Here is a 19,604-nt window from a genome sequence, read left to right on the forward strand (position 1 = left end):
AGGAAAGCTATCTATGAAAACACATTGGGACTTATTTATTGCCTTTTTTAGAATAGGCATGCTCGGATATGGTGGAGGGCCTGGGTCAATTCCGCTCATCCATAAAGAAGTAGTAGATAAATATAAATGGATGAGTGATGAAGACTTTGGTGATCTGCTGGCGCTAGGGAATACATTACCAGGTCCAATTGCAACGAAACTTGCAGGGTATATTGGACATAATGTTTCTGGTTTTATTGGAATGATAAATGCAGTATTAGCAACAATCCTGCCCACAATTATTCTGATGATAATTTTGTTAGCTTCCCTGTCATCAATTGATGATCTTCCATGGGTGCAGGGGATGACTGCAGCGGTAATACCGGTTGTCGGTGTAATGCTAGCAGTACTGACGTGGCAGTTTTTTGATAAAGCTGTTAAAGGTATGGGCTGGATGCAATCAGGAGTTATGGCTATTATAATTTTTGCCTTACTATATTTTTTAAATATGCATCCAGGTATCGTAATCGGATTTTTGTTACTAATGGCTTTAGTTAAGAAAGATAAAAGCAGTAAAAAAGATGAAACGCAACAGCATGTTAGGGAGAAGGAGGGCTAAAGGTTATGAAGTACTGGCATATATTTATGGCCTTTTTTATCCCAGGTATCCTTGGCTATGGAGGTGGACCAGCTTCAATTCCTTTAGTGGAACATGAAGTTGTAGAACGGTACGAGTGGATGAGTGTACAGGAATTTAGTGAAATGCTGGCACTCGCAAACTCTTTACCAGGTCCAATAGCGACGAAAATGGCTGGGTATATCGGGTACGATGAAGGCGGTATACTAGGAGCTTTTATTGGTGTTTTTGCAGCAGTGGCACCTTCTTTAATAATTATGATTTTGCTGGTAGGAATCCTTTATAAATATAAAGACTCCAACAAAGTTAAAAGACTTACGCAATATGTACGCCCTGTAATCGCAATATTATTAGGTGTTATGGCTTGGAACTTTTTCAAAGAGTCCTATGTAGGAATAGGATTCTGGCAGACAGCTTTAATTACAATTTGCAGTTACTTATTAATAGAACGTATGAAAGTACATCCGGCCTTTGTTATTGGGGCTGCACTAGTGTATGGCGGGTTATTATTGGGGTAAGTGGTTAACTTACCTATATTCATCCCTATTTCACATGACATTTAACAGTCTATATGTAATAATGGAAGTGTTGAAATATGCAACAAGTGAGGGATGGAAGATGATAAAAACACTCCTAATTGCTCCGTATCAAGGTCTGGCAGAAACGGCTAAAAAAGTGGATACACCAGAAGATATAGATTTGGATGTGACTATAGCTAACCTTGAGGAAGGCGTAAAGGTGGCGAAATTAGCAGAAAAGCAAGGGTATGAGCTAATCATCAGTCGTGGTGGAACAGCCACAATGATTCAGGATGAAGTTTCGATACCTGTTGTGCATATTGATATAACTGGGTATGATATGCTGCGTGTTTTCACTCTCATTCGTGGTATCAAAAAAGGGGTTGCGCTCGTTGGCTATGCGAATATTTCTCAAGGGGCAGCAACTATATGCAATATTTTAGAATTTGATGTAAAGATGATCACAATTAAATCCAGAACTGAAGTGAGAGGTCACTTGGAGGAACTGAAGCAACAAGGTTTCACTGTGGTGATTGGTGATGTTATCACAGTTCAAGTTGCTGAACAGGTAGGATTGCGTGGTGTTCTGATTACGTCCGGAAAAGAAGCCGTTACAGATGCTTTTGAAGAAGGAAAAAGAGTATATAACTTCTTTCGCAGAGTGAACAGCCAATTCTATTATTTTCAGGAAACCTTCAATTCGATGCCTTTCCCGGTTATTTTATTGAATAAAAATGCAGATGTAATTGAGAAAAATTTAATGTACGAACAAGATAGTCAGTGCCATGAGATATTAGAATCACCTGTTATTTCGAAGGTCATAAAGAGGGTCCTGGAAAACGAAACAAATCAGTGGACTGAAGTTGAAGGTGAAAATACTGTATATGAATTACAAGCCTTTATGGTGAGTAAGTCGGAAGGTATTGCAGGGATAAATATTCATGCCTCAGTGTTAAAATCTGATAATAGAGCGGTTAGACTTATAGGTGCCCCTGTACATATTCCGATTATTGGAGAGAGTGACGAAGCCAAACGTTTACGAAATAATATACAGCAATTTGCACGTGCTGATGAGTTGGTGAGCATTATTGGCGAATCCGGTACAGGGAAATACACAGTTGCGCAAGAAATACATTTTGAAAAATTTGGCCAGGGGTATCCTATGGTTGTTTTAGAGGGAAGCCACTTAACAAGTGGAGATAAGATACAAGCAAAGCTTACGGCTATAAAGCACGGTACAGTTGTTATAAAAGACATTGAATCACTGTCTGCTGAAATGCAGGATACCATTAAAAACTTATTACGAAATATACCAAATACCATGCAAGTTATTGTACTAGCTAACGAGTCGCTTGATCAATTGGTGGACAACAAAGCACTTGATAAAGAGCTTTATCAAAAGATTTCTGATCATGTCATTCATCTTTCACCGTTAAGGGAGAGAAAAGAGGACATTGGAGTGTTTGTTGATTACTTCTTAGCTGAATTTCATGCTGAAAATGGCTTTGAAACAATTGGAATGAAACAAGATGCAATTGAATATCTTTTGCAATTTGAATGGTTAGGAAATCTGTCCCAACTAAAAAAGATAATCAGGGAATTAAGTACGATGACGACGGCAAATTATATAGAACTTTTCCATGTAAAAGAATTGATGAATAAATACAAACAAATGTCGATGGTTAATGATAAAAAGCTGCAACTTGTTGGAACATTGGAAGAAATAGAACAACAGGTGATCAGGCAGGTGTTGGAAGAAGAAGGAAACAATCAATCAAAAGCTGCAAAAAGGTTGAATATTAATCGTTCAACTTTATGGCGAAAATTAAAGCAGTAAGGGGAATCCTAGATAGGGTTCTCTTTTTTAATACAATTGTTTAAAAATGCAACGATAATTAAAAGGAGTTTTTTGGTAAAAAATAAAAAGACAAAATGTGTTGCATTTTATATCAATCTATCTTATCATAATATATGAAAACGCTTTACATTATATTTTATGTTTAATTATTAAACAATATATTATGAGGGGGATAAACATGAGAATTAAAGCATCGATAGAAAAAGTTCCTGGAGGTATGATGGTAATACCATTGTTGCTTGCTGCAACACTTAATACTATCGCACCTGATTTACTAAGGATCGGTAACTTCACACAGGCATTATTCGTAGATGGGGCAGGCGCGCTTATCGCACTATTCCTATTATGTACAGGAGCACAAATTAATTTGAAAAATGTTGGGGTCAGTCTTGGTAAAGGTGCAACATTGCTGACGACCAAATGGATAGTAGGTGCAACTTTCGGTCTGATTGCATATATGTTAGCTGGAGATAATGGTCTTTGGTTAGGTTTAGCGCCAATTGCAATTATTGCTGCAATGACTAACAGTAATGGTGGCTTGTATGTAGCGCTGGTTGGCCAGTATGGTGATAAAACAGACCGTGCAGCATATTCTTTGCTTGCGTTAAATGATGGTCCTTTCTTTACAATGGTAGCGTTATCTATTTTTGGTGCTATGGGATTCGTTGACGGGCTGTTTTCATTCGTTTCATTTATCGCAGTATTATTACCAATAATTGTTGGTATGGTATTAGGTAATTTAGATGAAGAAATGAGAGAGTTCTTCGATAAAGGAAGTTCCATGTTAATTCCGTTCTTCGCTTTTGCATTAGGTATGGGAATTGACTTTGGCGCAATTATTGATGGAGGATTGTCAGGTATTATCCTTGGCCTAGCAACTGTATTCTTAACTGGTACAGCAGGGTACTTCATTTTTAAAGCATTTAAATGGAATCCTATTGCTGGTGCTTCAGAGGGTTCAACTGCAGGTAATGCAGTAGCAACACCAGCCGCAATTGCAGCTGCCAGTGCAAGCTTTGCTTCACACGTTGACCTTGCTACAGTACAGGTTGCAGCATCAACTGTTACAACAGCGATTCTGCTTCCGGTATATATCGGTTTTCTTGTGAAGCGGTTAGACAAAAAGGGTGTTAAAGTACCGGACGACTATGTAGTTGAATAATATAAATCTGTTAATAAATGAGGAATCAACATGAAACACAATATAGGTATTATTGCAGACGATTTAACTGGAGCAAATGATAGTGGCGTTCAGCTTACAGAAAAAGGTATCAATACTTCCGTTCTTTTTGATATCCCGAAAAATCAGAATAACCTTGATAGCGGAGTTGTTATTGATACAAATTCACGTGCGTTGTCTAAGGATGAAGCGGCTTATGTGACGAAGCAGGCTGGTCAGTTTTTAAAACAAGCAGGTTATGTATCTATTTATAAAAAAATGGATTCTACCTTGAGAGGGCATATTGGAACTGAGTTGCAGGCCCTTTATGATGTATTTAAGCCGGAGTTTGTATTCATTGCTCCTGCTTTCCCGCCGCTTGGCAGAACGACGAAAGATGGGGTTCATTATGTCAACGGTGATAGAATAGCTGAAACAGAAATATCAAAAGACCCGAAGCACCCTGTTACGGAATCGTCAATCCCTAAGCTGTTGGAACACGAAATTGGACAACCGGTTGGCTTGTTGAAAAAAGCAGATATTGAGGCAGGTTTACCAGATTTTCGTAAAAAGGTTAATAGCTTCAAGGAAAATGAGATAAGCTATGTTGTTTGTGATGTAGAATCACAGGACGATTTACAAAAAGCAGCACAAAAAATGGCTGCTGTTTCTGAAAGGGTTATTTGGTCAGGGTCTGCTGGCTTGGCTGAGGTACTTCCGGAAGTACTGGGGATCAGTGAAAAGACTGACAAGCGATCTTTTGCCAAATCCAATCATGTCATGACGGTTTGTGGAAGTTTATCACAGGTAACCCAAAATCAAGTGCGTTATGCGGTTAATCAACCCCACGTAACTGCGGTTGAACTTGATCCGCTGCAAACTTTTGGGGATGATTGGGAAAACCTAAGGCAGAATACTATTAAAGAATTGCTTGAAGGGTTAGAAATCGGGAATGATATTGTCTTGTATGTTCCTTCTAATCAAGAAGTAAGAGATCAAGTTATGCAGACTGGAAAAAAACTTAATTTAACAGGCTACGAAATTGGGGAACGTATTTCTGGTGCGATCGGCAAAATCGTAGCAGCAATTACTGAAAAAAATAAAGATCTTACTGGTTTGGTACTAACAGGCGGAGATACAGCAAAAGACACCTCGCGTCATTTAGGTGGAATAGGCTTTCGTTTAATCAAGCAAGTTGAAGCAGGAATTCCATTGGGCACACTAATCGGTACAGATCTGGAATATACAGTGGTTACAAAAGCGGGAGCATTTGGAAAAGAAGCTTCGATTTATAATGCAATGCAGGAATTGAAGGGAGTTTATAAAGATGAGCAATAAACCAATAGTAGGCATCACAATGGGGGACGCTTCAGGAGTAGGACCGGAGATTATTGTGAAAAGTTTACAGAGTAAGCATGTATATGAACAATCCCATCCAATTGTAATTGGCGATGCAAAAATGCTGAAGCGTGCTGCAGAACTGCTTAATACTGAATTAACGATTAAGGAAGTAGATGGTGATTCTGATTTCACAACAAATTTTGGTGAAATTGCTTGTTATGATCTTGATTTACTTCCAGGAGATCTGCCATTTGGACAGGTTTCTTCAGAGGCAGGAAATGCAGCATTTGAATATTTAAGGACTGCAATCGAACTTGCAAACAACGGTCGAATTGATGCAATTTGTACTGCTCCTTTAAATAAAGAAGCATTGCATAAAGGTGGACATATTTACCCTGGACATACAGAAATTCTGGCTGAGTTAACGGGTACGAAAGACTTTTCTATGATGCTGTCGTCGCCTAAATTAAAGGTAATTCACGTAACGACTCATGTCGGTCTGAGCGATGCTATCAATATGATTAATCCGGAGCGCGTTTATAAAGTTATTCGTTTAGCTCATGAAACACTAACAAATGCTGGAGTAGACCAACCTAAAATAGGTGTATGCGGAATTAACCCTCACGCTGGAGAGAACGGATTATTCGGTTATGGGGAAGAGGAAGAAAAAATCATCCCAGCTATTGACCGTGCAACAGAGGAAGGACTGAATGTTGAAGGACCACTTCCAGCTGATACGTTATTTTTCAGAGCGCAGCGGGGTGATTTTGATATCGTACTAGCCATGTATCACGACCAGGGACATGGACCAATTAAGGTATTGGGACTTGAAGCTGGAGTAAATATCACAGTAGGTCTGCCAATTATCAGAACAAGTGTTGACCACGGAACAGCATTTGACATCGCAGGCACAGGCAAAGCAGACGAAAGAAGCATGCTGGAAGCCCTAAGACAAGCAATAGAATTGGCACCGGAGAAGTAGGTGGTGGTGCCTGTCACTTCCCGGTTTATGTCGAATAATATATGAATGAAATTAACATTGCTAATAAGACGGTATAAATCGGTTAAACGACTTATGCCGTCTTGTTTTTTGGCAGTTAAGAAATTACAATCCTTACTAAGCCTGTCGCTATTAGGACTTGCCGATAAGCTATTATAAATATAGGGAAGAGCTTAGACTCATGTACGATATACATATGAAATCTAAATGTAACTAGTAATTTTCCTCTATTAGATGGTATAATAGACCTGTTTTTCAATAGAAATGTATTTATTTTCCATAGATAGAGGTATGTGTATATGTCAGAACAAAAACGTTCAAATAACAAGTATAAGCGAAAACGTCCCTGGATTAAATATAGTTTAGTGTTGATTTTAATCTTGGCAATTGGTGTGGGAGCGTATGCCCTTTTACTTTATAATGATGCCAAGGATACCGTAAATGAGAAAATTCATCAAAAAGTACCATCCATTGATCATGAATTAGGTAAAAAGAAAATCAAGGGAGAAGAACCATTAAATATCTTGCTGTTAGGTGTTGATAAACGTGCTGGGGACAGTGGTCGTTCAGATGCATTGATGGTTCTGTCGCTGGATCCAAAAAATAATAAGATGAAATTAATCAGTATTCCTCGTGATACTAGAACAACTATTGTTGGAAAAGGTCTTGAAGATAAAATTAATCATGCCTATGCATTTGGTGGAACGGATATGTCTATTGCGACAGTGGAGAGCTTGTTGAATATTAACTTAGACTATTATGTGCAAATGAATATGGAAGGCTTAACTGAAATGGTTGATGCTGTTGGAGGGATTACCGTTGATAACCAACTGGAGTGGTATGATACTGGATATTACGAAAAAGGTTACCATTATGCCAAAGGTGAAATTTCACTAGATGGGCCAGAGGCAATGGGTTACGTCCGCATGCGTTACAAGGACCCAAACGGTGATTTCGGCAGAACTAAACGTCAACGTCAGGTTATTGAAGCCATTATTGATAAAGGCTCAAGTATCGCATCGGTTAATAAAATTGATAATATGATTGATGTTCTTGGTAAAAATATGGCAACCAATATGGATTTTGCTGATATGAAGGATCTGCTGTTTAACTACAAGAATGTCAGAAAGAATACAGTAAGTTATATGATGAAAGGAAGCGGAACAGAGATTGACGGCGTATATTATTATCTAATTCCAGATGAAGAAATCGCCAAAGTGCACGAAATGATTAATGAAGTGGGATGAGCGGGACGAGGGACCTGTCCCTCATGTCCCGCCACTGACTGGGCCCCTCATGACCCGTCAAACACTTCGCCGGCGATTCCCATTGCTTGGACGGCTTTGGGGAAGCCGGTGTATGCTGAGCAATGGATGATAATTTCGGTGATTTCGTCTCTTGTTAGTCCAATTTTGAGTGCTGCTTGCAGGTGGACTTTGAGCTGATCAAATGCCCCTTGTGTGATTAGTGCAGTTAGCGTAATGATCTCCTTTTGTGAAAGCGACAGTACTTCTCTTGAATAGGTGTCACCAAATCCAAACGAAACTATCATTTCCCAAAAGTCAGGTGAAATTTCCTTCATCCCTTCCATTCCCCCACGGACTTCATCTGAGAATAGTTTTTTCATTACATCCATGCCGGCCTCATATCGTTTACTGTTTTCCATTTTACTGCCTCCCCATGGTTGGTGGTGTTTCATTCTGATCGACTAAAACCTCCACAACAACTGGTTTTTTAGTTTCTTTTGTAGTGTGTAGTGCTTGTTTAATTTGGTCTGTTAAATCGAGTGAATTTTGGCAGGTATATGCTTGTAATCCCATTGATTGAGCAAATAACGCTGCATCTAAAGGTGTTTCATAAACGCCACCAGTGGAGGAACCGGTCATTTTTTTCATTCCCTTTTCCACCATATCTAATCTTCCATTATTTAATACGATGAAAAGCACAGGGGAATCATAATTATATGCCGTAGAAATTTCTGTGCCGTGCATAAACATACATCCATCTCCAACTAGACAAACAATCGTTTTGTCAGGAGCTGCTAGTTTTGCGCCGATTGAATAGCCAATTCCATTCCCCATGGCGCCGAAGATATCATCAAAAAAGAAAGTTCCTGGTTTATAAATATCAAAATTTTGAATTCCGTAGAACGAGTGACTGCCATCATCTCCAAAGACAATCGCATCATCAGGCAAAGCGTTTCTCATAGATTTTAATGCTGTGACTGCAGACATTCGCTCATTTGGATGGTTGTTTTCGACTTGCGCGGTCTTGATGTCAGTTGAAAATTCAGCACCGCCAGGTTTAGGTATATCTCTTAAAATAACTTTTAAGTTAGATCGAATATCTCCTAGAACTGGTGTCGTAGGTACATTGATAGATTTCCCGATAAATGTTGGGTCATAATCAAAGTGAATAAGATGTTCTGGATACATATCTTTTGAAAGACCAGGTATGGACATATCACTTAATTTTGATCCGATTACGATTAATAGGTCTACACCCTGATTTACATAGTCGGTCGCTTCCACTGTGCCGCCTAATCCAAATGCTCCCAGCGAGAGTTTGTGGTTGGAGATGAATGTCCCCTTGCCACCCGGTGTTGTCATAACAGGTATTTTCCAATGTTCAGCAAGCATCTGTACTTCTTCATATGCTCTGCTTGAATGTACGCCTTTTCCTAAAAATAAAAGCGGGCGTTGTGCTGAATCCAATTTTTCAACGACATCGTCAATCGCAGGAGAAATCATCTCGCTTGGGCTCGGTAAATCTATTTCAAAAGGTTCTATCTCTTCTATTAAAATATCGAAAGGAATTGATAAGTGTACTGGTCCTTTAATACCAGATAGGGCTTTTTCCAGAGCATGCTGGAGATAAGATTGCAGCATATCGCCTCGTTCTACCCTAGCACTGAATTTAGTTACCGATTTATACATGTCAAGAAGGTCTGTCCCAAATATACTTGAATCTTGCCCCATTGCTTTACCGGTATCTTTCATAGAAGGGTGACCTGTAATAAGCAGCAAAGGTGTATGAGTTGCTTTCGCTTGTCCTGCTGCTGTTAGCAGGTTAGTACCTCCTGGTCCAGAAGTCCCGAGAGCCACCCCGATTTTCTGATTCATCATCGAGTAGCCAGTTGCCGCAAACCCACCGCCAGACTCATGCTTACTCAGTACAAACTCTATATCATATTTCCTTAATTCAAATATAATTGGAGAGATAGCCTTACCAGGTATACCAAATAGGTGGTCAACTCCCCATTTTTTAAAATTTGCAGCTAATATTGATGCAGAAGTATTCATTTATCTATTATCCTCTCGTTTTTTGACTTAATTTGTTTTTGTAAAGTGTGATAATCTTGTTCGAATTCCTCAGCTGAGATAGCTTTGCTGAAGAAATATCCCTGTGTTTTATCGCAGTGGTATTGTTGCAGAAATTCTAACTGTGCCTTTGTTTCAACCCCTTCTGCAATTACCTCCATACTAAGATTGTGAGCTAAAGTAATAATTGCTTTTACAATGACAGCATCATTATTATCTTCTATTATTTCTCCGACAAATGACTTATCGATTTTTATGTAATCGACCGGAAAGTCCTTAAGATATTTTAAAGAACTATAACCAGTACCGAAATCATCGATACTGATACAAATTCCAAGGGCTTTAAGTTGTTGTAATACTTTAAGGGAGTAATCATATTCCATTGCCATATACTCTGTAATTTCTACGACTAAATATTTTGGATCTAATCCTGCTTCATTAAGAACACTTTCCATAAACTTGACTAGGTCCTGGGTCAAAAATTGCTGTGTTGATAGATTGACTGCAATTTTTATAGGTTCCCAACCATCCTCTTGCCATTTTTTATTTTGGGTACATGCTTCCTTTATCACCCATTCACCAATTTGCGTGATTAGACCGCTATCTTCTGCTAACTTTATGAACTTGCCCGGATAGAGTAAACCCAGCTTAGGGTGCTGCCATCGAATTAATGCTTCTAGCCCAACTATTTTTCCTGTTTTGTTATTAATTTGAGGCTGATAATGTAATACGAATTCATTTTGATCCAACGCTTTTCGTAAATCAGCTTCAAGCTGTAATTCCTCCACAGAGTCCACTAATAATTCAGATGTATAAACCGCATAACGGTTTTTACCCTGTGACTTTGCTTGATACATTGCATTATCCGCATATACCATAAGTTGTTCAGGTGTAATTGGGTAATCAGGATAAATTGCAATGCCAATGCTAGCAGTAGTATGCAGTTCGTTTGCTGCAACTTGAAAAGGCTCATTAAATTGAGCTAATATCTCTCCCGCTTTTTCAGTAACGTAACTAAAATCTTCAAAGTCCTTAAGCAGGAAAATAAACTCGTCACCACCCATTCTGGCGAGCAAGTCATTTGCTCCTAAACATTTGGACAGTCTCTTACTCACTTCCGTTAAGAGTATATCGCCATTTGAATGGCCAAAGTTGTCATTTATTATTTTAAATCGGTCCAGATCCAAAAATAATATAGCCAAATTTCTTTGATAACCGGATTTAATCTCGTCTATAAGTGTTTCTACTTCTTTTTTGATGTAGCGCCTATTTGCTAGATTAGTTAGATCATCATGGTATGCTAAATAATTATATTTTTCCTGCAGGGAATATCGAACAGAAATATCCCTGAATTGCCCGAATGCTCCAACCATTTTTCCTTCTTCATAGATTGGTTGTGCATCAAATAAACAAACAGTACGTTCACCTTGCTGGTTTGTAAATTTAATAACTTCATTTTTAAAGGTTTTTTCTTGTTCTAGTACTTTTTTAAAATAGTCGCCTGTTAATTGTGATTCGTAAATATTTTTTCCTATAACGGAATCTTTACTATTATTTGAGATTTGTTGAGCAAAATCATTAAATTCAGTTGTAATCCCATTTTCATCTGTGATAACGATACCATTACTTGTTCTGCTTAACATGATTTGATTCATGATATCTAGTTTCCTATTTTGCTTCCTTAGCAATAACTCTCTTTCAATCGAATCAACAGCTTGTGAAAGCATGGTTAAAAACAACGGATTTTGAAATTGAATAGGCATCATAATTGAAACACTGCCAAGTAAATTTTTTTCATCTGTATATTGAAATGTATCACCATAACAGGCTATATTTTGGAGGGATTTATGGTAATGGTCTTCACCTATTAAACTTATTGGATGTTTTTGTTGTAATGTTAGACTTACAACATTTGTTCCCGTGTCTTCCTGTGTAAATTGGCTTCCTAATATAATTCCAAACTGTTCTGTGGTAGCCTTTATTGATTCGTCGCCATCTATATCTAAAAGATATCCATTCGCATCAGAAATAACTACTAATATTGGAGTACCTTCTAATGAATTTAATAGCTTATTTGAGAAAAAGCTTACAACAGATAGTATCTCACTATAAGATTTTCTCTTTTCTGCTAGTTCATTTTCGGTTAAAAATACTTTTGGTCTGGACATAACATTCGGATCCATTCCACTTTCTTCGCACAATTGTTTTGATCTAGTTATAAAGTTATCTTCCTGGTTTAGCATTTATATCACTCCGGATTTTTTTCCAAAATATAACACCTCATTATAAGCTATGACTACTAGCATGTCAATTCAGTGAACGGACTAAGGGCACCTGAATTCAAGCCCCCGTAAGTTGAAGCAGGAAATATATCTCTTACTATTACTATCGTTTCTGGAAGCGAAAAAGTGTACTATTTAAAGAAAAAATATTTATTTTCGCATGACACTTTTTTTACATGAGATTCGATTGTAATAGTATAAGAGGTACTAGAAGTAGTTGAATTAAAAATGAGGACAACGCTGTGATGCTGATCTGCCTTGTTTTGAGATGAGGCAAGCCCATGATTTCATCCCCCTGCAGAAGTTTTACTAAGATAAAATTTGGTAATAATATTACAAAGGATAAGAATATTGTAATATAAATGAAACATTTGCATATGCTAATCCGTCTAAATAGATAGAACTTAATGGAGAGGGTGTTATTGTGAAACACATTTTAATGGTCAGTTTAACTATTACGTTACTGATTTCCGGTTGTGGTACAGCAGAAGAAAACAGCAGCGGTACGGAAAAGTCGCCAGAAAGTCATCAGCATTCACTAAATGCGTCTAAGGCAGTCAAATCTACTGCACTTTTACATGTGAATAGTGCCGGTGATAATATAAGTGAAACATCGAAAAACAACTCCTCTGAAAATGAAAACACAAATAAAAATGGATCTAATAAAGAAGAAACTTTTTTAAAAATACTAACCAACTATAATAATATGTTTGAAAGAATAAAGTCGGATGTGGATTATGACAATTTTAATGAAGAATATGTTGGATACAAATTTAAAACAATAAAAACGAAAGAACAGCTATATAACCAGTTCACCGATATTATGACGACAGATATGGCACAAACAATATGGAGTGGCTTTGTGAAAGAAGGAGATGGCAGTCTATATTTGATTCCAAGAGACCTCTATCCAATGTTTAACAAAGATAATCCTTATACAATAGAAAAATCTAATGAAGCCACATATAAACTGGTCCAAAAACACAAAAGCGAATTACACGGAATATTTGATATGGAATTTTTCTTCACCAAATTAGAAGGACAATGGAAAATTAACGAAATATCCTTTAATTAAGGCGAAGCGGGACGGAGGGTCAGGAACCCCGTCCCCACACTTTCAGCTCTAGCGGGACAAGGGACCTGTCCCCCTGGCTCTCCGCCAACTCACCACAGATAATATGAGGCTTATGAGGGTTATTACTAGTGTGGTTCTGAAGTATGGTGGGTAGTAATCTAACTTTATGTGGTTGATTCCTTTTTCTATAGGAAAGCCAACAAATGCGTAGTTAACCTTTTTTACTGCTTGTGTTTCCTCATTTACTTTTACTTCCCAGCCTTTTTCGTAGGGAATTGGCAGGATCATGAGATTGTCATTGTTCTGGTTGTTGTAGGTAATTGTAATGCGGTTATCGCTCCAGTTTATCTTCTTAGTTTCTGTCGCTTGTCTTTTGGCTTGTTCCAGCTTTGAATAGTCTTCCTGATACAGTGCTATATCTTTTAAAATATAGTCTCCTTTTGGCAAGCGTATTTTGACTTTGTCTGCCTTTGATACGCGAATGGTCAGATTATCATCGTAGGTTTTATAAACGGATTGATTGGACTTACGTGTTGTTTTATAGTCATTTACTTTTAAAGTGAATCCTTGGTCGGCTGCCAAATTTTCAAGATGAAAACGGATATAAAAATCTTTTGTATCAGGGTGAATTTCATCGACTATAATATCAATTCCACCCTTGTCATCTGTGACTGAGAGCTTATTATCATTATATGAGGCGTCCACTGTTTCAAGAGTTGCTGTATCAATTATATTCTGCTCTTTTGGAATTGCAGCAGTGTTGTTTTTATTCGGTACAATTGCGCCTTCCAGCATGGCATATTCTCTTGCCAATACTGAAGTATGTTTCATTTCTTGTTCTGAGAAAAGCATTTTGGCAGTGCGTGCAAATGGCAATATATTATTGTTTTGAAATACAATGTAGTTTTCTGATTCAATTATTTTGTTGAATCCATATGGAATAGGGCTGTTATTGTCCTTCTCTATGATCATGTATTTTCCTTGAAGCAGGCTATACAAGTTAGCACGGTTTCCGAGGGTTGCATATCGGCTAACACTTTCCCGCCCCATGTCAATGTTTAGATCATACAGGTAAAAGTAGAGTAAATGCTTATTCAATATACTTCCATAAACACTCATTCCATTAAAATTCTGTACAATAGGTGTATTATTGAAGGATCCAACTTTCCAATCAATCCGATAGAAAGGATTATTATCGCGGTCTTTAATCTGCTGGATAATTTGCCGCTGTTCTTCTCCATTATAATCCTCACTTCGCAAATGATTTTTTGATACTTCATCTACTTTTCCCGGCACGGAAAGCCCGTATTGGAAAACATTTGCAAAAACAATAGGAATGATTAAAAACCCGGTGTACAACAGTATGAGACGTACTCGATTTTTCCCCCATATAAACATGAAAAGTAAAAATATCGTGATAAGGACCATAGTTAATACTGCAAAACTTAGGTCAGAAGTGATGCTTATTTTTTTATCTAAAAAAACAGTAAAAAGATAAGCAATAGTTACGACAATGCTTGCAATTGTCAATTGTTTTTTGCTAATTTCATCTATATATTTTAAGCCGAAAGCTACACAACCACCTATTGTAAAGGAAAGCAGGTATTCCCAACGATATTGAGGTGCAGAAAATCCATTAAATGCACTTGCTACGAGTGGAGTGAAGTGAAGAAGTATAAATATAATGCTCAACGCTGCAAACAGTCGAAAGGTCCGATTTTTATACAAGGAAAATACGAAAAGTAAAATCAAAAAAAGGGCAGGGACAATCACGAATCGGCTGTTAAATAAAATGTTATCCCAATTAAATAAAGGAACTTGCTGGCTATATGGTGGTCGATGATTATTCAAATAGCCATAAACAGCAGGAACAAAAGAAATCGCACTGATTCCCAGGCCGAGGATCCCGCTGAAAAAGTACATTTTTAATTGCCTCAGTCGGTTCGTTTCATTCTCGACCAACTGAATTTTCCAACGAAGCATGATGTAAATCAGGATAAAGATTAAGTTAACATACGCAAAGTAAAAATTGTTAAAGAGAGTGACTGCGACAGCAATAATGAACCAGCCACCTTGTGCTTCACGAATGATTTTTTCCACAGCAAATACAAGTAATGGGACCCACAGCATTGCATCCGCAAAAAACTCCCAATAAGTTACATGGCGAAAATAGATGGCGGATAATCCATAGATAGCAGCCCCGGTAAATGCAGGCATCCAGTTGCATTTCATATAGCGAAATACGTATGTTGTTATAATAATAATAATCGCCAGCCGGACGATGCTGACAAATACAGCTGCATTCGCCCAAAATAATGTATCGGCGGGGCCAATTAACTGTACAGATTGTAATAAGTAAACAAAAGCTGCCGTTAACATAAACATAAATGACGTTGAAAAGTAAAACGCCAATTGACTGTAAGTACCGCCACCTAAACCAAATTGATAGGAATAAAAGAAGTTTCCAGTGGAATATTGCTCATACAAAAGCTTTTTAAATGTAACCATTTGCTGTAAGCCATCATTCGGCCCTACCATATATCTATCCTGAAACCACTCTGTTATAAAAAATAGATGTCCCAGCGTAGCAACGACAAGGCTACAGATTATAAGAAAAATTAGACTGCGTTTTTTTTGCATATGTATTCTCCGTTATTTCTTTAGAATTTTTCCCGTAATCAAAAATGTGAAAGGAACGGTGATAAATAGGGAAACGATCGGAGCAATCGTACTATCAATAAATAAATACTCAACAAATAAATAAATTAGTACGGATGAAATGCTGATATTAAAAAGCTGTGTCAGCGGGAATTGCAGGAATTTTTTCAAAGACGGCTTTACTTGAAATGTGAAGTAGGAACTAAGAAAAAAGGAAACAATTAAACTAACCGCAAACCCAATAATGTGAGAAGCCATATAGTTAATTTCTAGCATTACATTAAACATCAAATAAATCCCATAATAAATCAAGGTATTAATGATCCCCACTATTATAAATCTTATAAATTCTAGCCTGATTACGTTCACGATGTTCTCCTTTTAAAATATTTGTTTCCTGTATTAAATAATGGGGGCGTTTTTTTGTTTCATAATAAATCCTTCCAATGTACTCGCCAATCACACCAAGACAGAGTAATTGAACACCTCCCAGAAATAGAACGGCAGATATAATGGTGAAGTACCCGGGTTCAGTAATACCATTAGTCATAATAAAAAGCAGGTTAACAAAAATATAAATGAGAGACAGGAGTAAAATAAGAGCGCCAGTATAAAAACAAATTCTTAGTGGCCTGTTGTTAAAAGAAATAACCCCGTCAATACCATAATTCAATAACTTGGAGAGTGACCATTTAGGCTTTCCGTTTTGCCGGGCTATATTTTCATAAAAAATTGTTTTTTGATTTAAGCCTATCCAGGAAAACAAGCCTTTTGAAAAACGGTTACCTTCATTTAGAAGCAGAAGTGCTTCGACTGCATTTCTGCTTAATAGCCTGAAGTCTCCAGCACCATCCTTAAGTTCAACATCTACTACTTTGTTAGCAATACAGTAATAGAGAGAGGAAAGGTATGACCGTGTTCGACTGTCTCCCTTTCGATTGCGCTGGGCGATGACTTGATGGAATCCTTCCTCATATCCTTGAATGAATGGTTTAATTAAGGAACAGGGGTGCTGTAAATCAGCGTCCATGACAATTACAGCTTCCCCTTTAACATGCTGAAAGCCTGCAAGGAGTGCTACTTCTTTGCCAAAGTTTCTTGTAAAAGCGATATACTTCACATTTGGGTCGATTGATTCCAGCTGTTTGATACGATTTAGCGTGTCATCTGTACTTCCATCATTGATAAAAAGAAGTTCATATTCATAATTGATGCCGGAAAACTCATTAGCAATTGCCTGATAAAGAGGCTCAATGTTACTTGCTTCATTATAAGATGGAATGATAATTGAAATAAGTTGGGAATTCATAGATGCACCTGCTTTTATTGTGTAGCATTTTACAGCTTAGTATGAACAACATTTGAATATTTATTATTTGAGGGGGACGGAGGGGACAGGAACACCGTCCCAGTGGTGTTGGGATGAGGAACCTATTCCTTTGTCTCGCCGTCCTGAAATTAATATTAGCCTTGTAATCTCTCAACGTATATAATTGAATTAGATAAACAAAGGAGAGGTTACGTAATGGCAGAACAGAATAACGCTTTACCACCAAAAACGTGTGCGATTGATAAACTGGTTACAATTGAAGCAGATATAGATAAGGTAATTAACGGCAAAAAAACTGCAACCCGCCGAAATGGACGTTATGCAGATATTGGTGAGGTCATGACACTTAAAGGTCAGAAGTGTATTGTAACGAATGTCTATGAACAAAAACTTGGCGAAATAACAGATAAAGATGCAATGCAGGAAGGCTACCAAAATGCGGACGGATATAAGAACGCCATTTTATCCATACATCCTGGAATGAAATGGGAACCCGAAATGAAAGTTTGGGCTCATGAGTACGAATTAGCTGAGTAGAAGGATGGAGGGGGCATACTCCGTCAGCGGGACGATGAACCTGTCCCCTCCGTCCCGCTAAACTTAATTAATCTTCTTCTTAAAGTTCTCTAGCTTTTCTAGTGTTTCTTTGGACAAATCATGAAGTTGTTTTTTGTTGGGTATTTCTCTATTAGCCATTGCAATTAACGGGTACAGACTCTCCTCGATATGTGTGTAATCTTCTGGGTAATCCATTTCGACTTTCTTTTCGATCCGGTCCCACCTTTTTTCGATTTCTTCCCCGAGTTGATTAATTTCAGTACTATTATTTTCATCAGATTCTGTTAACTCTTTTAATTCTTCTGTAGTGGTAATCACTTCACTGGTACCTCTTAAAATGTCTTCCTTATTACTAAGCTCATGCATTCCACGTACATCGGAATGCTGTTCCGCGTTGTTAAATCCAACTAACATTAGACTTGTAATTGAAACAATACCAATGAAAAGCAGAAACTTTTTCATAGTGTTATACCTCCTTGTTTTTTCTACTTTTCCCATAATTTACTGGGTTATTCATTGATTTTTGGATCTAATAACAGTATAAACAGGAGCCGGGGATCCACCTTGTTGATTTGCCGGATCCTCGTTCCGTTATTCACTGTAAATACCCCGTTTTGGGCTTAGTTTAGGATCCTCATTCCGTTATTTGTCTTTTTAAACCTCATTTTCCGTTGATTTTGTGCTTTTAACGGAACCAGGATCCACTTCATCCTTTTTTTAACAGCTTTTCTTGCTTTTAACGGAATGAGGATCCACCTGCATTTAGCGTTCGTTGCGAATAGTTTAAACATAATGCGTCTTGAGTTTAATCGCAATGTTAAAATAACTGAAGCCAATTAAAAAGGGGTACAAATCCACGTGTGGTTTGTACCCCTAATTCATAGGCGATTTATTGTTTATCCTAAATACCCGTTAAAAGTTAGCGCTGTTCTAATCGTTTAATTCTCTCATCGATATCCGGGTGAGATGAGAAGAGTGAGATTAGACCGCTTTTTCCATTTATCTTCATTGTCTGAACTGCTGAATCATCGGTACGATCATTCACACTAGCTCGGCCAACGTTATTTTTCAATGAACGCAGCGCATGGGCCATTTTATCCCGACCAGCTAAATCTGCGCCTCCACGGTCAGCATGATATTCTCGGTGTCTTGAGTAAGCACTTACGACGATACTTCCAAGAATTGAGAATAAGATTTGGAAAATAATAATCGCCGCGAAACGGACGACAAATTGCATTTCTTCGCGCACAAATCGTGACGCAATAATTGCTGCAATCCTTGAGAAGAAGACTACAAACGTGTTAACAATTCCCTGTAATAATGTCATGGTTACCATGTCGCCGTTAGATACGTGGGCTACCTCATGGGCAATGACACCTTCAACCGCTTTATCGTCCAAGTTGTTCAATAGACCAGCTGAAACAGCAACTAGCGACCGCTTTTTGGTAGGACCTGTCGCAAATGCATTGACTTCACCAGATTGGTAAATTCCAACCTCAGGCATATGGACTAATCCAGCTGCACGAGAAAGTCGATGAACCTTTTCAACTACAGCGCGTTCAGCTGCTGATAATTGTCCATTTGGGTCCAGCACTTTGACCTTCATCATTTTCTTGGCAATCCAGCGTGATATTGCCAGTGAGAAGAACGATCCTATGAAACCTACCAGCAAGCTGAATACCATTAGTGATGCATAATCAATTCCCAAATAACCACTGCTATTTTCAAATGAACCGCTGATTCCTGTATAAGTTGTAATTAGTGACCAGGCGATTACGATTGTCGTTAAAACGAGAATGTTTGTTATTATAAAAAGTAATATTCGTTTACCCATTCATTTCCCCCATTTTTAGAAAACTTGGCATTCTTCAAGCCTTAATGGCGAGTGC

Annotated in this window: 17 protein-coding genes; 9 read left to right on the forward strand and 8 right to left on the reverse strand. The window is 37.8% G+C overall.

Annotated elements, in window-relative coordinates; all coding sequences use genetic code 11:
• Nucleotides 1-13 precede the first annotated feature (13 nt).
• From BMY13_RS03625 to BMY13_RS03655, 7 genes are all read left to right on the forward strand, one after another.
• Complete coding sequence (locus BMY13_RS03625; protein WP_092491664.1) at nt 14-598, forward strand: chromate transporter; 585 nt, start codon at nt 14-16, stop codon at nt 596-598.
• Nucleotides 599-603: 5 nt separating this feature from the next.
• The gene (locus tag BMY13_RS03630; protein ID WP_092491665.1) at nt 604-1,134 is read left to right on the forward strand and encodes a chromate transporter; all 531 of its coding nucleotides are present in this window, start codon (nt 604-606) and stop codon (nt 1,132-1,134) included.
• A gap of 100 nt (nt 1,135-1,234) precedes the next feature.
• Nucleotides 1,235-2,971 carry a sigma-54-dependent Fis family transcriptional regulator gene (locus BMY13_RS03635; RefSeq protein ID WP_175476701.1) on the forward strand — a complete coding sequence of 579 codons (1,737 nt, stop codon included), beginning with the start codon at nt 1,235-1,237 and terminating at the stop codon, nt 2,969-2,971.
• Nucleotides 2,972-3,170: 199 nt separating this feature from the next.
• Nucleotides 3,171-4,154 carry a 2-keto-3-deoxygluconate permease gene (locus BMY13_RS03640; RefSeq protein WP_092491667.1) on the forward strand — a complete coding sequence of 328 codons (984 nt, stop codon included), beginning with the start codon at nt 3,171-3,173 and terminating at the stop codon, nt 4,152-4,154.
• Nucleotides 4,155-4,184: 30 nt separating this feature from the next.
• Nucleotides 4,185-5,489: a four-carbon acid sugar kinase family protein gene (locus BMY13_RS03645; protein WP_092502615.1), complete on the forward strand. Its 1,305-nt coding sequence runs from the start codon at nt 4,185-4,187 to the stop codon at nt 5,487-5,489.
• The gene (pdxA, locus tag BMY13_RS03650) at nt 5,479-6,474 is read left to right on the forward strand and encodes a 4-hydroxythreonine-4-phosphate dehydrogenase PdxA (RefSeq protein ID WP_092502617.1); all 996 of its coding nucleotides are present in this window, start codon (nt 5,479-5,481) and stop codon (nt 6,472-6,474) included. The genes BMY13_RS03645 and pdxA overlap by 11 nt, the downstream gene beginning before the upstream one ends.
• A 317-nt stretch (nt 6,475-6,791) precedes the next feature.
• The gene (locus BMY13_RS03655) at nt 6,792-7,739 is read left to right on the forward strand and encodes an LCP family glycopolymer transferase (RefSeq protein WP_092502619.1); all 948 of its coding nucleotides are present in this window, start codon (nt 6,792-6,794) and stop codon (nt 7,737-7,739) included.
• Between the two features lie 47 nt (nt 7,740-7,786).
• On the opposite strand, the gene BMY13_RS03660 is transcribed toward BMY13_RS03655, so the two are convergent.
• The 3 genes from BMY13_RS03660 to BMY13_RS03670 are packed head-to-tail and all read right to left on the reverse strand — an operon-like array spanning nt 7,787 to nt 12,055.
• Entirely contained in the window at nt 7,787-8,158 is a 372-nt protein-coding gene (locus tag BMY13_RS03660; RefSeq protein WP_092491671.1) for a carboxymuconolactone decarboxylase family protein, read from the reverse strand.
• A 1-nt stretch (nt 8,159) separates the two neighbouring features.
• On the reverse strand, nt 8,160-9,794 hold the full coding sequence (locus tag BMY13_RS03665) for a thiamine pyrophosphate-binding protein (RefSeq protein ID WP_092502621.1): 1,635 nt from the start codon (nt 9,792-9,794) through the stop codon (nt 8,160-8,162).
• Entirely contained in the window at nt 9,791-12,055 is a 2,265-nt protein-coding gene (locus BMY13_RS03670; RefSeq protein ID WP_092502623.1) for an EAL domain-containing protein, read from the reverse strand. The genes BMY13_RS03665 and BMY13_RS03670 overlap by 4 nt, the downstream gene beginning before the upstream one ends.
• 463 nt (nt 12,056-12,518) lie before the next feature.
• Between BMY13_RS03670 and BMY13_RS03675 the strand changes: the two genes are divergently transcribed.
• Nucleotides 12,519-13,169: a hypothetical protein gene (locus tag BMY13_RS03675; RefSeq protein ID WP_092502625.1), complete on the forward strand. Its 651-nt coding sequence runs from the start codon at nt 12,519-12,521 to the stop codon at nt 13,167-13,169.
• A 48-nt stretch (nt 13,170-13,217) separates the two neighbouring features.
• Here BMY13_RS03675 and BMY13_RS03680 read toward each other — a convergent pair whose 3' ends face one another.
• Genes BMY13_RS03680 through BMY13_RS03690 form a run of 3 tightly spaced genes read right to left on the reverse strand, consistent with a single transcriptional unit; the run spans nt 13,218 to nt 17,136 of the window.
• A complete protein-coding gene (locus BMY13_RS03680) occupies nt 13,218-15,809 on the reverse strand; it encodes a YfhO family protein (RefSeq protein ID WP_092502627.1) in 2,592 nt (863 codons plus the stop codon).
• A gap of 12 nt (nt 15,810-15,821) precedes the next feature.
• Nucleotides 15,822-16,115 (reverse strand): GtrA family protein, encoded by a 294-nt coding sequence (locus BMY13_RS03685; protein WP_342728317.1) that lies wholly within the window; start codon nt 16,113-16,115, stop codon nt 15,822-15,824.
• Between the two features lie 28 nt (nt 16,116-16,143).
• Nucleotides 16,144-17,136 (reverse strand): glycosyltransferase family 2 protein, encoded by a 993-nt coding sequence (locus tag BMY13_RS03690; protein ID WP_092502631.1) that lies wholly within the window; start codon nt 17,134-17,136, stop codon nt 16,144-16,146.
• Nucleotides 17,137-17,352: 216 nt separating this feature from the next.
• Here BMY13_RS03690 and BMY13_RS03695 point away from each other — a divergent pair, with 216 nt between their 5' ends.
• On the forward strand, nt 17,353-17,694 hold the full coding sequence (locus tag BMY13_RS03695) for an ASCH domain-containing protein (protein ID WP_092491678.1): 342 nt from the start codon (nt 17,353-17,355) through the stop codon (nt 17,692-17,694).
• Between the two features lie 63 nt (nt 17,695-17,757).
• Here the strand turns inward: BMY13_RS03695 and BMY13_RS03700 are convergent, their stop codons facing one another.
• Complete coding sequence (locus BMY13_RS03700) at nt 17,758-18,177, reverse strand: hypothetical protein (protein WP_092502633.1); 420 nt, start codon at nt 18,175-18,177, stop codon at nt 17,758-17,760.
• Between the two features lie 457 nt (nt 18,178-18,634).
• Complete coding sequence (gene htpX / locus BMY13_RS03705; protein WP_092502635.1) at nt 18,635-19,549, reverse strand: protease HtpX; 915 nt, start codon at nt 19,547-19,549, stop codon at nt 18,635-18,637.
• Nucleotides 19,550-19,604: the final 55 nt, after the last annotated feature.

The organism is Virgibacillus subterraneus (genome assembly GCF_900110695.1).
In the GTDB taxonomy this organism is placed as follows: domain Bacteria; phylum Bacillota; class Bacilli; order Bacillales; family Amphibacillaceae; genus Lentibacillus; species Lentibacillus subterraneus.

Excerpts from the sequence above, each read along its gene's own strand:
- BMY13_RS03625 (WP_092491664.1), top strand. The coding sequence starts at position 14 with ATGAAAACACATTGGGACTTATTTATTGCCTTTTTTAGAATAGGCATG.
- BMY13_RS03630 (WP_092491665.1), top strand. The coding sequence starts at position 604 with ATGAAGTACTGGCATATATTTATGGCCTTTTTTATCCCAGGTATCCTT.
- BMY13_RS03635 (WP_175476701.1), top strand. The coding sequence starts at position 1,235 with ATGATAAAAACACTCCTAATTGCTCCGTATCAAGGTCTGGCAGAAACG.
- BMY13_RS03640 (WP_092491667.1), top strand. The coding sequence starts at position 3,171 with ATGAGAATTAAAGCATCGATAGAAAAAGTTCCTGGAGGTATGATGGTA.
- BMY13_RS03645 (WP_092502615.1), top strand. The coding sequence starts at position 4,185 with ATGAAACACAATATAGGTATTATTGCAGACGATTTAACTGGAGCAAAT.
- pdxA (WP_092502617.1), top strand. The coding sequence starts at position 5,479 with ATGAGCAATAAACCAATAGTAGGCATCACAATGGGGGACGCTTCAGGA.
- BMY13_RS03655 (WP_092502619.1), top strand. The coding sequence starts at position 6,792 with ATGTCAGAACAAAAACGTTCAAATAACAAGTATAAGCGAAAACGTCCC.
- BMY13_RS03660 (WP_092491671.1), bottom strand. The coding sequence starts at position 8,158 with ATGGAAAACAGTAAACGATATGAGGCCGGCATGGATGTAATGAAAAAA.
- BMY13_RS03665 (WP_092502621.1), bottom strand. The coding sequence starts at position 9,794 with ATGAATACTTCTGCATCAATATTAGCTGCAAATTTTAAAAAATGGGGA.
- BMY13_RS03670 (WP_092502623.1), bottom strand. The coding sequence starts at position 12,055 with ATGCTAAACCAGGAAGATAACTTTATAACTAGATCAAAACAATTGTGC.
- BMY13_RS03680 (WP_092502627.1), bottom strand. The coding sequence starts at position 15,809 with ATGCAAAAAAAACGCAGTCTAATTTTTCTTATAATCTGTAGCCTTGTC.
- BMY13_RS03685 (WP_342728317.1), bottom strand. The coding sequence starts at position 16,115 with ATGTTTAATGTAATGCTAGAAATTAACTATATGGCTTCTCACATTATT.
- BMY13_RS03690 (WP_092502631.1), bottom strand. The coding sequence starts at position 17,136 with ATGAATTCCCAACTTATTTCAATTATCATTCCATCTTATAATGAAGCA.
- BMY13_RS03695 (WP_092491678.1), top strand. The coding sequence starts at position 17,353 with ATGGCAGAACAGAATAACGCTTTACCACCAAAAACGTGTGCGATTGAT.
- BMY13_RS03700 (WP_092502633.1), bottom strand. The coding sequence starts at position 18,177 with ATGAAAAAGTTTCTGCTTTTCATTGGTATTGTTTCAATTACAAGTCTA.
- htpX (WP_092502635.1), bottom strand. The coding sequence starts at position 19,549 with ATGGGTAAACGAATATTACTTTTTATAATAACAAACATTCTCGTTTTA.